Genomic DNA, 13234 nt, shown 5'->3' on the forward strand with positions numbered 1-13234 from the left:
CCGCTCGAAGGCGGGAGGGGGTGCCGTGGCGGGGAGCTACTGCTGGACGGGCTCCTTCGAGAGGTAGGCGGTCTTCCAGGCCTGCCAGGTGCCCCAGTCGAGGTTGACCGCGGTCCCGTGCTGCCCGGCGAGGCCGTTCGCGACGTTCACGTCGGAGATCTGCAGCCAGGCCGCGGTGCCGCGGCCGTCGCCGGCGAGGGCCCAAGTGTGCGAGCCGTCGGTGTTCTGGATGTGGAAGAGCGAAGACATGCCGTTGTTGTTCCTTACGTGAGGGGTGGTGGTCGGGATCCCGCTCAGGCGTGCGTTGATGTAGATCCATGGATCGGTGGTGACGCTGAGGTCTCCGTTGTTCCAAGTGCCGTCGTGGGTGTAGGTGATGGTCAGGTGCAGGTGGTTGCCCTGTGAGGCGGTGCCCTCGTTGCCGACGTTGCCGATGATCTGGCCGCGTGCGACGGATGCACCGACCGCGAGCGGCGACTGCCGGATCATGTGGCTGTAGCCCGAGAACACGCCGTCGGCGTGCGCGATGACGAGGACCCAGCCGAGCGCGTCGTTCCAGACGTTGTGCCTGACGGTGCCGTCCGCCACAGCCGGGATGGGCGTATCGGCGGCCTGCGGGTAGTCGAGTCCGCGGTGCGCTTGGCTGCGACCGCCGGCCCATGACCCCCAGCCGTCGGCGAGGTCCGGATTGGAGAACGGATGCTGGTACTGAACCATGTTCCTCCTTTCGTTCCGTAGCTTCCGGGCCGCCGGTCGGCGACCCGACATTCGAATGCGTGTTCGAAACTACGGATCGATGAAGGGGAATGAGAACCCGACACGCCGGCCCGATATCCGGGTGCGCGGAGACTCCGAGCGGAATATTCGAAGACATCGGGCTATCCGGAGCTGTCTGCGGCCCACATCCGGTCAGCGGTGCCGTCGCCGCCCAGAGTAGTGCTCGACGCTGCAGCAGATCCGCGCGTACACGGAGGTTGCGTTCGCGGCGGTCTGGTCGACGGCATCCCAGGGATGGGAAGCTGACGCGCCGCCGGGATGAGCGGCGCGGCAGGGGGGATCAGCGTCGCCACGGTCGACCGCTCCGCTGGCTGATACGTTCTGCGGTATGCACCAGGTCGGGGGATTCGTGATTGCGGGTGTCGTTGCACTACTGCTCGGGGGGTGTGCCGCACAGGTCTCGCCTACTCAGCCGCCGACCTCGTCGGCGGGGGCTCCGTCGGCCGCCCCGGCTTCCACGGCCCCGGTGACCGAGACGCCTCTCGCCGAGAGTCCCGAGAGCAACGGGTTGGATGCGCGCACCGCCTACGAACTGTGCATCTCGATGGTCGGCGAAGGGGTGGAGTCCCAGGGCTACGGCCCCTTCCTCGCGGTCAGCTTCGATCAAGCGGAGGTAGTCCGGCGGGAAGATGGCTATTTCTGGGTCTGGGCCGACTACAAGAACGGGGCCGGAGCGGAACAGCGTGACGACGGCGCCGCGCACTGCATCGTCGGAGGCTCGGTGGCGTCGCCCGAGTGGGTCACGATGTCGCAGGCGTCGCGGAGCTATCGGCACCAGTTCGATTCGGAAGAGCCGCTCAGCAACTACAGGGGCTAGTCGAGCGCCTTGACATACGCACCCGCCGCCGCGTCTCCGCATGCATCGACACTGAAAGGTCGCCCTCGGCGAGCGGAACCTATCGATGGCCGCGGCATGTGCGCCCGTTCGGAGTGCTCGCCGGCATGAACAGCGAATCGCCTTCGGGGAGGCTGAATTCTCGATCAGAGCCGAAGACGGGAATCGAACCCGCGCTGTCTGCTTGGGAAGCAGAAGTTCTACCATTGAACTACTTCGGCGTGCGACATCCTGCGACGTCACGGAGACCATCGTAGCAACTAGGCTGGGCGCGTGCTGCTCTCCGATCGCGACATCCGTGCCGAACTCGAACGCGAGCGCATCGGCATCGAGCCGTCCGACCCGGCGATGCTCCAGCCGTCGAGCGTCGACGTGCGCCTCGACCGGTATTTCCGGCTGTTCGACAACCATAAGTACCCCTTCATCGATCCCGCCGAGGACCAGCCCGAGCTCACCCGCCTCATCGAGGTGAAGCCCGACGAGCCGTTCATCCTGCACCCGGGCGAGTTCGTGCTCGGCTCCACCTACGAGCAGGTCACGCTGCCCGACGACATCGCTGCCCGGCTCGAGGGCAAGAGCTCGCTCGGCCGCCTCGGCCTGCTGACCCACTCCACGGCGGGCTTCATCGACCCGGGCTTCACCGGCCACGTGACCCTCGAACTCTCGAACGTCGCGACGCTGCCGATCAAGCTCTGGCCGGGCATGAAGATCGGACAGCTCTGCTTCTTCCGGCTCACCTCGCCCGCCGAGCGGCCGTACGGCTCCGCCGACTACGCGAGCCGCTACCAGGGGCAGCGCGGGCCGACCGCCTCGCGCTCGTTCCAGAACTTCCACCACACCGACGTCGGCGCGAGCGAGGCGGGCGCGCGCGGCAACTAACGGCACCCGAGCGGCGGCCGCCGCGGTGCCGATCGAAACCCGCCGAACGGCGGGGATCCAGTCGCGGATCCGCCGCGCTCGGCGGGTGCCGGCGGCGTCCACGAGCGGGGAGCATGGCGGCACGCGCCACGATGGAGTGGCCCCGGACGATGGAGTACCGATGACCGACATCCTTTCCCGACCGCCGTTCGATCCCGAGCTCGAAGCGGCGCTCACCGTGCTCGGCGACCAGCTGCCCTCGACGATCACTCCCGAGTTCATCCCCGTCATGCGGCAGGGGCAGTCCGGCCCGGTCGTCTTCGACCAGCTCGCGCCGCTCCTCGCCCAGTACGAGCTCGAGACCCGTGAAGTGATCATCCCCGGGCACGGCGGCGACGAGATCGCCGTGTCGATCGTGTCCCGCCGCGGCCGCACCGGCACCGGCCCGGGCATCTTCCACACCCACGGCGGCGGCATGATCGTCGGCGACCGCTGGGTGGGCGTCGCGAGCTTCGTCGAGTGGATCGCCCGCTACGACGCCGTGCTCGTGACCGTCGAGTACCGGCTCGCCCCCGAATTCCCCGACCCGTACCCCGTCGAGGACTGCTACGCCGGCCTCGTCTGGACTGCCGAGCACGCGGCCGAGCTCGGCATCGACCCCGACCGCATCCTCATCGCCGGCGCGAGCGCGGGCGGCGGGCTCGCGGCCGGCACCGCGCTGCTCGCGCGCGACCGCAGCGGCCCGGTGCTGCTCGGCCAGCTGCTCATCTGCCCGATGCTCGACGACCGCGACGTCACGGTGTCGACGAAGCAGATCGACGGCGTCGGCGTGTGGGACCGCGGCTCGAACGTCACCGGCTGGTCCGCGCTGCTCGGCGAGCGGCGCGGGACGGCGGATGTCTCGATCTACGCCTCGCCCGCGCGCGCCACCGACCTCTCCGGCCTGCCCCCGGCGTACATCGACTGCGGCAGCGCCGAGGTGTTCCGCGACGAGGATGTCGCGTACGCGACGAAGCTGTGGGAGGCGGGCGTCCAGGCGGAGCTGCACGTGTGGGCGGGCGGCTTCCACGGCTTCGATCTGCTCGCCCCGCAGGCCGCCGTGTCGCAGGCCTCCACGGCCGCGCGCGACAACTGGGTCTCCCGCCTGCTCGGCGACTGATCCCTGAACGCTTCCGTCGCCGCGGCCGGCACCGCCTGCCTTCCGCCGCGGCGGCGGAGCACCACCCGCACCGGGATATCGTGGTCGCCAGAGCTTGGAGCGCACCATGCAGGAACTCGTCGGGCGGCTCACCGCCCTCGACCCGGAGGCGAGTGAGACCCTCAAGGTCGTCACCTACTTCGACGCGCTCGTCGCCGCGGGCGTCGGCGCCGAGGCGCTGCTGCGCGGGGCTGCGGCGCTGAGCGGGGCGCCGGTCGGCTTCCTCGGCTCGGCGCGCCGGCTCCGCGTGGGACAGGACGGCGGGCGGCTGCCGAGCCCCGTCGCGCCGCCCGCTGCCGCTCGCCTTCGCACGGTCGGCGAGGGCTCCGTGTGCTGGCTCGAGCGCAGCGGAGACGCCCACGCGAACGACGCGATGGTGCTCGAGCGGCTCGCCATCGCCCTCGGCATCTCGGAGGCCCGCCGCGCGGCCGGCGGCTCGGGCCTCGCCGGCGCGGTCGAGATCGCGGTGAACCCGCATGCCACCGCCGAGGAGCGCGGGGCCGCGCTCGCCCGGCTCCAGCTCGACGCCGAGCCGCGGGTGCGCGCGATCGCCGCACCGCACGATGCGAAGGCGCCGACGGATGCCCCGAGCGCCGTCGTCGCGACCCGCCACGGGCTCGTGCGCGCCGTGCTGCGGCGGGCGGCGGAGGACGGACCGGCGGGCACGGAGCCGACGCAGCTCGGCCTCGGTCTCGCGCTGGTGCCCGAGCGCCTCCCGGAGTCGTGGGCCTCGGCGCTCGTCGCGCTCCGGCTCGCCGACGACGCGCGTCCGCTCGTCGACGCCGAAGAGCTCGGCGGGCTGCTGCTGCTCGCCGAGGCGGCCGATGCCCGGCCCGAGCCGCACCCGGACGCCGTCGCGCTCGCCGCCCTCGACCCCAGGGCGCTCGCCCTGCTCGACGCGCTGGCCGAGACCGGGAGCGTGCGCGGGGCGGCGGCGCGCTGCGGCATCCACCACTCCACGGTGCAGGAGCGGCTGCTCGTGCTCGGCCGTCGGCTCGGCTACGACCCGCGCTCGCCGCAGGGGCGCACGCGCTACGCGGTCGCCCGCGTGCTCGTCACGCTGTCGGTCGTGCCGAGCCCGCGCTGACGGGCGCGAGCGCGTCGACGCCCGCGAGACCGCGGAGCGCGAAGGCGGTCACGGCGTCGAGCGTCGCGTCGTGGCCGAGTACCCGAGAGTGGCCGGAGCCGGTGACGACGACCGCGCGGGCGCGCTCGTCGTGCGCGGCGCGCAGGCGCTCGCTCTCGCTCACCGGCACCTCGCGGTCGGCGGCGTCGTGCACGAGCAGCAGCGGCACCGGCGCGGGGATCGGGTGCGCCACGCGGTCGAAGCGACGCCACACCTCCACGGGGTCGAGGCCCGGCGCGACGCGGTGGATGAACGCCGTGGCGAGCTCGGCGGCGGCTCGATCGCCCAGCCGGAGGGCCCCGGCGAAGACGTTCGTGGTGACCGCCGCGTCGCCGACGCTCGCGATGGCGACGACCCCGCCCGCGCTCGTGCGCTCGGCGACGGCGGTCATCGCGGCCAGGCCGCCGAGCGAGTGCCCGACGATCGCGCTGAAGCGCCCGTGCCGCTGCTGCAGGGCCTCGATCGCGGCGATCCAGTCGCGGATGTCGGCGCGGCGCCCGGGGGAGTCGCCGTGCGCGGGCGCGTCGAAGGCGATGACCCGGAAGCCCTCCGAACGGAGTTCGCGCACGAGCGGGGCGAACTGGCTCGCGCGGCCGCGCCAGCCGTGCACGAGCAGCACGGTCTGCGCGCCCGAGCCCCACTCGTAGCTCACGAGTTCGTGGCCTGCGGCGGTGAACGCGCTGCGCCTGGCGCTGTCGTGGATCGCCCGCTCGCGCGGCGCGACCGGGCGGCGCGGGCGCGTCGAGGTGAAGAGGGGGAGCACGGCGCGCGCGGCGAGGCGCGGACTGCGCGGGGCGGCGGCGCGGGCGATGGCAATGCGGGCGGCGACGGACGCGGGGAGCTTCGGCATGACGGCCTCCGGATGGCAGGCAATGAATACGAACGATCGTACGGGTTACTTTACGCACGATCGTGCGTAAAATCGAGTTGAGGAGGCGAGCATGCAGCAGCAGACGGCGATCGACGGGCGTCGCGCCCGCGGGGATGCCTCGCGCCGGACGGTGCTGGCGCAGGCCGTCGACCTCGCCTCGGTCGAGGGACTCGACCAGCTCTCCATCGCCCGCATCGCCGAGGCCGCCGGCGTCGGCAAGTCGAGCGTCGCGACCCTCTTCGGCAGCAAGGAGCGGCTCCAGCTCGCGACGGTCGAGACCGCGAGCGCACGCTTCGCCGCCACGGTCATCGCCCCCGCGCGGGTGCATCCCCGGGGCGTCCGCCGGCTCGTCGCCCTGCTCGACCGGGTCGTCGCCTACTCGCAGGACCGGGTCTTCCCGGGCGGCTGCTTCTTCTCGGCCGCCGCCGCCGACTTCCACGCCAAGCCGGGCCAGGTGCGCGACGCCGTCGCTGCGCAGCTCGACGACTGGCTCGGCTACCTCGCGCTCACCGCGCGGTTCGCCGCCGAGCGCGGGGAGCTGCCGGGCCTCGACCCCGCCGGAGACGAGCCCGAGCAGCTCGCCTTCGAGATTCAGGGCACCTTCGAGCTGATGAACCTCCTCGCCGTCATCCGCGACGACGAGCTGCCCTACCTGCGCGCCCGCCGCGCCTACCGGGCCCGACTGCTCGCCCTCGGGGTGCCCGCCGAGCTCGCGGAGCGCGTGCTGGAGCCTGGCGCCGCCCTGCGCTGAGCGGGCGCCCGCTCGCTCCCCGGCTGGTCGTGGCCGCCGACGTCGCGCAAACGGCGCTCCGGTGCCGGGCGAAAGTGTGAACTGCGCGACTCCACGATGCGAAGTCGCGCACACGGCTCCTGGCGGGGCCGCGGAAGCGCCGTTCGCGCGACTTCGTGAGGCGGCGGGCGGCGGGCGGACGCGACGAAGCGCCGGCCCTGTTCGGGACCGGCGCTCCGGGGTGGATGCCTCGGCGGGGCCGAGGCGCGGTTCAGCGGTGCAGGTGCACGTGGACCTCGAGCTGCTCGCGGCGCGGACCACGACCGTGTCCGCGACCGCCGTGGCGCTCGTCGTGTCCGTGGCGCTCGCCGTGCCCGCCGTGCGACTCGTGACCGCAGGGCTCGTGGCTCGAGCCGGGCCGGCGGCGACCGCCGCGCGCTTCGGGGTGCCACTCGGGCCCGCCGTCGCGCTCGTGGCCGAAGCCTCGGCCGTGCCGCTCGCCGCGGGGACCGCGGAAGCCGTGCTCGTGCGGGAAGCCCCCGCGCTCACCGTGGAAGCGGCGGCCGCCGCGACGGCCTCGGGGCATCGGCTGCGACTCGTCCCAGCCGAGCTCGCGGGCGATCGCCTCGAGCGTGCGGAGCGTGGTCGCGAAGTCCTCATCGGACACCGCGCCGGCGACCCGCTCGCGGAATCCGTCGACGCGGGACTGCAGGCGCTCGCGCGCCGCGCGTCCCTCCTCGGTGAGCTCGCCGCGTTCGAGCCAGCCGTGCTCGGCGAGCCGGTGGGCGAGCTTCGGCCGCTCGGAGAGGCGGGCGGCGAGCCGCTCGTCCTCCGCGGCGCCGGCGTACAGGTTCAGTGCGCGCCAGTCGCGGCGGCTGAGGCCTTCGTCGGCGAAGAGCTCCGCCATCTCCTCGGAGAGGCGGCGGTCGACGAGCTTGAGCCAGAAGCCGAACGGGCGGGTGCCCGCCTTGGCCTCGGTCGGCTCGGGGGTGGGGTGGTCTTCGTGGGTGGTCATGGTGTTCCTCTCTCGGTGGCCCGCCTCGGCGGGTCCCGGCGCGCGGTGCGCGGTGTTCGGATATTGCATGCCTTATGACATATATATGTACTATGACATGTATGTCTGATCGTGGTCAAGGGGCTCCCAGCGAACGCTCGGGTTCGGGCGATCCGGTGTCCCGCATCGAAGCGGCGCTCGGGATGCTTCGCGGCGGCCCGCGCGGCTTCGGTCCGCGCGGTGGCGGCCCGCAAGGCGGCGGCCCCCACGGCGGCGACGAGGGCGGCGGGCGCCACCACGGCCGCGGCCCCCACAGCGGCGGGCACCACGGTCGGGGCCCCCACGGCGCCGGGCACCACGGCGATGCCGCGCCCGGCGACCCCGAGCGCGGTGGCTGGCGCGGCCCCGGCGGTCGAGGCGGGCAGGCGGCGCTGCGCGTGCTCCACCTCTTGGACGAGCACGGCCCGGCCTCGGTCGGCGAGCTCGCCGAGCGCATCGGTGTCGATCAGCCCCGGGCGAGCCGTCTGGTCGCCGCCGCGGTCGCCGCGGGTCACGTGCGACGCGAGCCCGATCCGAACGACGCGCGCCGGGCCATCCTCGTCATCACCGACAGCGGTCGCCAGGCGCTGCGATCCCTCCTCGGCCGCCGTCGCGGCGCGGTCGAGCGCGCGCTCGAGGGCTTCAGCGACGACGAGCGCGCTCAGTTCGCCGAGCTGTTCGCCCGCTTCGCCGAGGGCTGGCGCCGGGGCTGAGCGCTGCGCTCAGCCCCGCGCGTTGCGCGTCGACTTCACCGGGATGAGCAGTGCGAGCCCGATCGCGATCACCAGGACGATGCCGAGGATGCCGAAGTACGCCTGGTTGCCGCTGAGCGTCACGAAGATCGCGAAGGCGGTGGGGGCGAGGAAGCTCACCGCGCGACCCGTCGTCGCGTAGAGGCCGAACACCTCGCCCTCACGCCCGGCCGGGATGAGCCGCGCCAGGAAGGTGCGGCTGGCCGACTGGGCCGGGCCGACGAAGAGGCAGAGCGCGAGGCCCGCCGTCCAGAACACGAGCTGGCCGCCGTCGTGCAGGAAGAACACGACCAGCCCGCTCACGACGAGTCCGACGAGCGCGACGACGATCACCGGCTTCGCGCCGAGCTTGTCGTCGAGCGCGCCGACCGCGATGGTCGAGATGCCGGCGACGACGTTCGCGGCGATGGCGAAGACGATGACCTCGCCCGCGGAGAAGCCGAAGACCGAGGCCGCGAGCACGCCGCCGAAGGTGAACACGCCGGCGAGCCCGTCGCGGAACACCGCGCTCGAGAGTAGGAACCACACCGTGTTGCGGTCCTCCTTCCAGAGCTTCGCGATGTCCCGGCCGAGTCGCCGGTAGGAGGCGAAGAAGCCCACGCGCTCGCGCCGCACCGCGGGTCCCCGGTACTCGGGCACGGCGAACAGCACCGGCAGGGCGAACAGGCCGAACCAGAGGGCCGAGACGAGCATCGAGACGCGCACCGCGAGGCCGTCGTCGCCCGTCACGCCGAACCAGCCGACCTCGGGCTGGATGAAGCCGAAGTAGACGATGAGCAGCAGCACGATGCCGCCGACATAGCCCATGCCCCAGCCGAAGCCCGAGACCTTGCCGATGGAGCGCGGCGTCGAGACCTGCACGAGCATCGCGTTGTAGTTCACGCCGGCGAACTCGAAGAAGACGTTGCCCGCCGCGACGAGGAAGAGGCCGAGCAGCAGGTACTCCGGCGTCGGCAGCACGAAGAACATCGCGAGCGTGCAGGCGACGACGAGGTACGTGTTGACCGCGAGCCAGAGCTTGCGCCGTCCGCTCGTGTCGGAGCGCTGTCCAGTGATCGGCGCGAGCAGCGCGATCAGCAGTCCGGCGATGCCGAGCGCCCACCCCAGCTGCGCCTCGACCGTGCCGCTCGGGCCGAACGAGTCGCTCGTGAGGTACACCGTGAAGACGAAGGTGGTGACGACGGCGTTGAACGCCGCCGAGCCCCAGTCCCAGAGGCCCCACGCGAGGATGCGCCCGCGTCTGGCTCCGGCCTCGGTGACCGCTTCCACCTGCTCCGTGCCGACGCCGATGGTCGCCGCGGCGCCCTCCGCGGTCGTCATCGGTGCGGGCGGGAAGTTGCGAGGGCGCCGGTCGGCGGCGTCGCCGCCGCTGGGCTCGCCGCCCTGCGGTGCGGTGGGGTCGGTCATGGCGGCAGTCTCCCGAGATCCGGTGAACGGGTGGTGACGGCGCACGTCCGGGGATCGGCGTCGATCGTCTGCACTGTATCGCGCTGCGCGCGCGATGCACGTGGTTTCACGGATGCCGGTCGGCCGTTGCGGCGTGAGGCTGGGCGTGGCGCCGTCTGCCTCGGCGCGAATCGATGGAGGAGTGAACATGAAGAAGACTGCACGGGCCACCCTGGCCGCGAGTGCCGGCGGTGCGCTGCTCGCAGCGACCCTCGTGGCGCTGCCGGCCACGACGGCGGTGGCGAGCGAGACGGAGTGCGACGCCCCGACCGCCGGTGCCCCGGTGCGGAACACCTGGGCCAGTCCGAGTGGTCACTACCGGGGCACGCGGATGGTCTACCGCGACCAGGTCATCGGACACGCGACGGACGTCTACGAGACCTTCGGCGACGGCTACCGGCAGATCGAGGTCTGGGAGCGCAACGGGTACCACCCGGCGGCCGACCAGCGAACCGAGTGCTTCCGTCAGCCGGCCGCACCGGTGGAGACGCCGCCGGAGCCGGTGATCACGGAGCGAGCCGGCGGCTGGGAGGTCGACATCCGCTTCGAGGGCTTCCACCGCACGGTCTCGGCGCCGAAGAGCTGGGGCGGTACGCGGGGCGGCGGCAAGGTTCGCATCGGCGAGATCGAGTCGTACTGAGCCGATCGCATCGGGCTGGGCGGCCGGCGGGCCCGGCCGCCCAGCCCGCTACCAGTGCAGCACGCCCACCAGCTCGCCGAACAGCTCCTCCGCGTCGCACTCGAGCCGTCGCCGGGTGAACCACTCGCAGAGGTTGACGCAGTCGCGGTGCAGCAGCTCGAGCCCCGCGGGGTTCGCGATGACGTCGACGACCTGGGGCAGGTCGATGACGACGACGCGGCCGTGGTGCACGAGTACGTTGTACGGCGAGAGGTCGCCGTGCGCGAGCCCGGCGCCGGCGAGCACGTGCATGAACTCGACCAGCTGATGGAACAGCTCCCGCAGCTCGGCCGGCTCCGCCCGCACCTGGGCGAGCCGCGGCGCCGCGACCCGGTCGTCGCCGATGAACTCCATCAGCACCTCGGTCTCCTGCACCTGCACGGGGTACGGCACGGCCGCGCCGAGCCGGGTGAGCTCGCTGAGCGCCTGGAACTCGGTGCTCGCCCACTGCACCCGCGCGACCTCGCGGCCGAAGGTGGAGCGCTTGTCGATGGCGCGCTGGTCGCGGCTGCGGCGGGTGCCGCGGCCGTCGGTGTAGATCGATGAGCGGTGGAAGTCGCTGCGCTCGATGCCGCGGTACCGCTTCGCGGCGAGCACGACGTGCTCGCCGACGGTGCCAGGCACGGCGCCCGGTACGGCCCGTTCGAGCAGGAACAGGTCGGCCTCCTTACCGCTCTTCACGACGCCGAGCTCGGTGTCGATCGCGCCGGCCGAGGTCACGAGCCAGTCGGGTCGCGGCTCGGGGCCGCGTTCGGTGGGAATGGTGGCCGGCCAGGTCGACCAGCGCTGGCCGTCGCCGGGTTCGGCGGCGGAGAAGAAGAGACCGGATGCCGCGTCGAGCGGTGCGCCGGCGGAGTCGTCGAGAGACGAGAGGAAGTTCACGATGGTGGCTTTCGGATCGTGAGGCCACCGGATGCCGCGACGGGCTTAGAAGGCGGCGACCTCGAGGAGGGTGTCTGCTGAACGCGCGACGAAGGCGTCGGTCATCACTCGCTCCTCTCTCTCGATCCTGCGGGCCGTCGATGCGGCCGGACTCGGCCGCTCAGGCGACCGAACACGCAGCTTACGCCCGCTCGCCCGCCATGTCCATGCCCCGTTCCGGACGGAACGGGGGTCATTTGGGTACTGAACCCCGCGAAATCGTTGCCGCACCGCCGTTTTCCCCGCTACGCTCTCGGGTGCGCTCCGCGGGAGCGCGTGATCCCTACCCCAGAGAGGCACCCCTCATGAGCAACACTCCCGCTCAGCCGCCGGCCGACTACCCCGGCAAGACCCTCGGCATCGTCGGTCTCGTGCTCGCCATCATCACGCCGCTGATCGGTCTGATCATCAGCGCGGTGGCGCAGTCGCAGTCGAAGAAGGCGGGCTACCCGAACGGCCTCGCCAAGGCGGGCGTCATCGTCGGTGCGATCCTCACCGCGCTCGGCGTCATCTTCTTCATCATCTACATCGTCATCATCGTGGCGGCCGTCAACTCCGGCAGCGTCTCGACGTACTGATCGAGCGTCGCAACGGGGGCTCGCCGGTTTCGGCGGGCCCCCGTTGCGCGTCCGGCTACACCGCGTGGACGCAGCCGCTCTGCCCGGCGACCGCGACGCATTCCGCCTCGACGGCCTCCGCGTCGGTGCCGCCGCGGGCCGGTGCTGCGGCGGTCTCGTGCGGCCAGAGCAGCATCGCGGCGACGGTGCCGCCCATCGCGAGCGCACCGAGTCCGACCCAGGCGACGGTGAGACTCGAGGCGCCGATCCACCCGGCGATCGGATAGGTGATCAGCCAGGCCAGGTGGGAGAGCGAGAACTGGGCGGCGAACGCGGCCGGCAGCCCCTCCCTGGCGATCGATCTCCGGATGACCCGACCGGTCGGGGTCACGATGAGCGCCATCCCCGCGCCGATGGCCACCCAGACCGATGCGGTGAGCGGCACGGACTCCGTCGCCGTCGCGGCCATCGCCACGGCGGCCGCGAGCCCCGCCACCAGCGCGGCCGCACCGCTCAGCATCACCGCCCGATCGGACACGCGGTCGAGGACGCGCGGGAGCGCGAGCGCGACGAGGAGCGTACCTCCGCCGGAGGCCGCGAGCATCCAGGCGACATCGGCCTCACCTCCGCCGAGCCGGTCCCTGACGTAGTTGACGGTGTTGACCACGACGATGGACCCGGCCGCCGCGACGACGAGGTTCAGGGCCAGGATGCCGCGCAGCCGCGGCGTCCGGGCGAACGAGACGAGGCCGGAGCTGAGCCGGTCCCACGCCCCGACTCGGCCGCTCGGCGTCGCGTTCGGGATCCTCGTCGCGAGGACGAGCGCCGCCGAGACCGCGAAGCCGAGCGCCGTGCCCGCGAACAGCCAGTCGAAGCTCATGACGAGCAGCGCGAGCGCGGCGAGCACCGGGCTCAGCAGACTCTCCATCGTGTACGCCACCTGCGAGGCGGACAGCGCGCGGGTGTACTGCGATTCGTCCGTGACGATGTCCGGGATGACCGCCTGGAAGGTCGGCGTGAACGCGGCCGACGCCGCCTGGAGCACGCCGATCAGTACGTAGATCTGCCAGATCTCGGTGATGAACGGCAGGGCGACGACGACGCCCGCGCGGATGACGTCGAGGAGGGTGAGGAACAGGCGGCGGGGCAGCCGGTCCGCCCATGCCGCCGCGATCGGTGCGATGACGACGTACATCACCATCTTGATCGTCAACGCGGTGGCCAGCACGGTGCCGGCGGCGGGCCCTGCGAGCTCGTAGGCCAGCAGCCCGAGCGCAACGGTCGCCAAGCCGGTGCCGAACAGGGCGATGACCTGCGCGCCGAACAGGCGGCGGTACTCGCGGATCGCGAACAGTCCCATGACGACCTCCTTCGCCCGAATGGGCTCCGCCTGCGCCAACCATATACCCCCATGGGGTATTCCGTCGTGCGGGTGTCGGGAGGGCGAGGGG

14 protein-coding genes and 1 tRNA gene are annotated in these 13234 nt (G+C 72.4%); 8 read left to right on the forward strand and 7 right to left on the reverse strand.

Translation table 11 applies throughout. The annotated features are described in order from the left end of the window. Nucleotides 1-36 precede the first annotated feature (36 nt). Nucleotides 37-717, reverse strand: a complete 681-nt coding sequence (locus tag QSJ60_RS02340) for a M23 family metallopeptidase (protein ID WP_230765304.1) — start codon at nt 715-717, stop codon at nt 37-39. A 526-nt stretch (nt 718-1243) separates the two neighbouring features. Between QSJ60_RS02340 and QSJ60_RS02345 the strand changes: the two genes are divergently transcribed. Further along, nucleotides 1244-1594, forward strand: a complete 351-nt coding sequence (locus QSJ60_RS02345) for a hypothetical protein (protein WP_230765306.1) — start codon at nt 1244-1246, stop codon at nt 1592-1594. A gap of 168 nt (nt 1595-1762) precedes the next feature. Here the strand turns inward: QSJ60_RS02345 and QSJ60_RS02350 are convergent. Then, nucleotides 1763-1833: transfer RNA gene (locus QSJ60_RS02350), tRNA-Gly, on the reverse strand. Nucleotides 1834-1885: 52 nt separating this feature from the next. Between QSJ60_RS02350 and dcd the strand changes: the two genes are divergently transcribed. The 3 genes from dcd (at nt 1886) to QSJ60_RS02365 (ending at nt 4755) form a co-directional block, all read left to right on the forward strand. Continuing rightward, nucleotides 1886-2491 (forward strand): dCTP deaminase, encoded by a 606-nt coding sequence (dcd, locus tag QSJ60_RS02355; protein WP_189084080.1) that lies wholly within the window; start codon nt 1886-1888, stop codon nt 2489-2491. Nucleotides 2492-2651: 160 nt separating this feature from the next. Next, on the forward strand, nt 2652-3629 hold the full coding sequence (locus tag QSJ60_RS02360) for an alpha/beta hydrolase (RefSeq protein ID WP_285462360.1): 978 nt from the start codon (nt 2652-2654) through the stop codon (nt 3627-3629). A 106-nt stretch (nt 3630-3735) separates the two neighbouring features. Beyond that, entirely contained in the window at nt 3736-4755 is a 1020-nt protein-coding gene (locus QSJ60_RS02365; protein ID WP_285462361.1) for a helix-turn-helix domain-containing protein, read from the forward strand. Here the strand turns inward: QSJ60_RS02365 and QSJ60_RS02370 are convergent. Continuing rightward, complete coding sequence (locus QSJ60_RS02370; RefSeq protein ID WP_285462362.1) at nt 4724-5644, reverse strand: alpha/beta hydrolase; 921 nt, start codon at nt 5642-5644, stop codon at nt 4724-4726. The genes QSJ60_RS02365 and QSJ60_RS02370 overlap by 32 nt on opposite strands. Nucleotides 5645-5735: 91 nt before the next feature. Here QSJ60_RS02370 and QSJ60_RS02375 point away from each other — a divergent pair, with 91 nt between their 5' ends. Further along, a complete protein-coding gene (locus QSJ60_RS02375; RefSeq protein WP_285462363.1) occupies nt 5736-6416 on the forward strand; it encodes a TetR/AcrR family transcriptional regulator in 681 nt (226 codons plus the stop codon). A gap of 250 nt (nt 6417-6666) precedes the next feature. Here QSJ60_RS02375 and QSJ60_RS02380 read toward each other — a convergent pair whose 3' ends face one another. Further along, nucleotides 6667-7410 carry a MarR family winged helix-turn-helix transcriptional regulator gene (locus tag QSJ60_RS02380; RefSeq protein ID WP_285462364.1) on the reverse strand — a complete coding sequence of 248 codons (744 nt, stop codon included), beginning with the start codon at nt 7408-7410 and terminating at the stop codon, nt 6667-6669. 155 nt (nt 7411-7565) lie between these two features. Between QSJ60_RS02380 and QSJ60_RS02385 the strand changes: the two genes are divergently transcribed. Continuing rightward, nucleotides 7566-8141 (forward strand): MarR family winged helix-turn-helix transcriptional regulator, encoded by a 576-nt coding sequence (locus tag QSJ60_RS02385; protein WP_285462365.1) that lies wholly within the window; start codon nt 7566-7568, stop codon nt 8139-8141. A 9-nt stretch (nt 8142-8150) separates the two neighbouring features. Here the strand turns inward: QSJ60_RS02385 and QSJ60_RS02390 are convergent, their stop codons facing one another. Next, on the reverse strand, nt 8151-9500 hold the full coding sequence (locus tag QSJ60_RS02390; RefSeq protein WP_372458680.1) for an MFS transporter: 1350 nt from the start codon (nt 9498-9500) through the stop codon (nt 8151-8153). A 274-nt stretch (nt 9501-9774) separates the two neighbouring features. On the opposite strand from QSJ60_RS02390, the gene QSJ60_RS02395 reads away from it, so the two are divergent. Then, entirely contained in the window at nt 9775-10266 is a 492-nt protein-coding gene (locus QSJ60_RS02395) for a hypothetical protein (protein WP_285462366.1), read from the forward strand. A gap of 48 nt (nt 10267-10314) precedes the next feature. Here the strand turns inward: QSJ60_RS02395 and QSJ60_RS02400 are convergent, their stop codons facing one another. Beyond that, a complete protein-coding gene (locus QSJ60_RS02400) occupies nt 10315-11187 on the reverse strand; it encodes a serine protein kinase RIO (RefSeq protein WP_285462367.1) in 873 nt (290 codons plus the stop codon). Between the two features lie 344 nt (nt 11188-11531). Here QSJ60_RS02400 and QSJ60_RS02405 point away from each other — a divergent pair, with 344 nt between their 5' ends. After that, the gene (locus tag QSJ60_RS02405; RefSeq protein WP_230765330.1) at nt 11532-11804 is read left to right on the forward strand and encodes a DUF4190 domain-containing protein; all 273 of its coding nucleotides are present in this window, start codon (nt 11532-11534) and stop codon (nt 11802-11804) included. Nucleotides 11805-11859: 55 nt separating this feature from the next. Here the strand turns inward: QSJ60_RS02405 and QSJ60_RS02410 are convergent, their stop codons facing one another. Further along, on the reverse strand, nt 11860-13143 hold the full coding sequence (locus QSJ60_RS02410) for an MFS transporter (RefSeq protein ID WP_285462368.1): 1284 nt from the start codon (nt 13141-13143) through the stop codon (nt 11860-11862). Nucleotides 13144-13234 lie beyond the last annotated feature (91 nt).

Origin of the sequence: Agromyces sp. NBRC 114283, assembly GCF_030268405.1 — a bacterium.
In the GTDB taxonomy this organism is placed as follows: domain Bacteria; phylum Actinomycetota; class Actinomycetes; order Actinomycetales; family Microbacteriaceae; genus Agromyces; species Agromyces mediolanus.

What these genes read in the sequence shown, in the direction of transcription:
- QSJ60_RS02340 (WP_230765304.1), bottom strand. Translation starts at nt 717, where the DNA reads ATGGTTCAGTACCAGCATCCGTTCTCCAATCCGGACCTCGCCGACGGC.
- QSJ60_RS02360 (WP_285462360.1), top strand. Translation starts at nt 2,652, where the DNA reads ATGACCGACATCCTTTCCCGACCGCCGTTCGATCCCGAGCTCGAAGCG.
- QSJ60_RS02365 (WP_285462361.1), top strand. Translation starts at nt 3,736, where the DNA reads ATGCAGGAACTCGTCGGGCGGCTCACCGCCCTCGACCCGGAGGCGAGT.
- QSJ60_RS02370 (WP_285462362.1), bottom strand. Translation starts at nt 5,644, where the DNA reads ATGCCGAAGCTCCCCGCGTCCGTCGCCGCCCGCATTGCCATCGCCCGC.
- QSJ60_RS02375 (WP_285462363.1), top strand. Translation starts at nt 5,736, where the DNA reads ATGCAGCAGCAGACGGCGATCGACGGGCGTCGCGCCCGCGGGGATGCC.
- QSJ60_RS02380 (WP_285462364.1), bottom strand. Translation starts at nt 7,410, where the DNA reads ATGACCACCCACGAAGACCACCCCACCCCCGAGCCGACCGAGGCCAAG.
- QSJ60_RS02390 (WP_372458680.1), bottom strand. Translation starts at nt 9,500, where the DNA reads ATGACGACCGCGGAGGGCGCCGCGGCGACCATCGGCGTCGGCACGGAG.
- QSJ60_RS02395 (WP_285462366.1), top strand. Translation starts at nt 9,775, where the DNA reads ATGAAGAAGACTGCACGGGCCACCCTGGCCGCGAGTGCCGGCGGTGCG.
- QSJ60_RS02405 (WP_230765330.1), top strand. Translation starts at nt 11,532, where the DNA reads ATGAGCAACACTCCCGCTCAGCCGCCGGCCGACTACCCCGGCAAGACC.
- QSJ60_RS02410 (WP_285462368.1), bottom strand. Translation starts at nt 13,143, where the DNA reads ATGGGACTGTTCGCGATCCGCGAGTACCGCCGCCTGTTCGGCGCGCAG.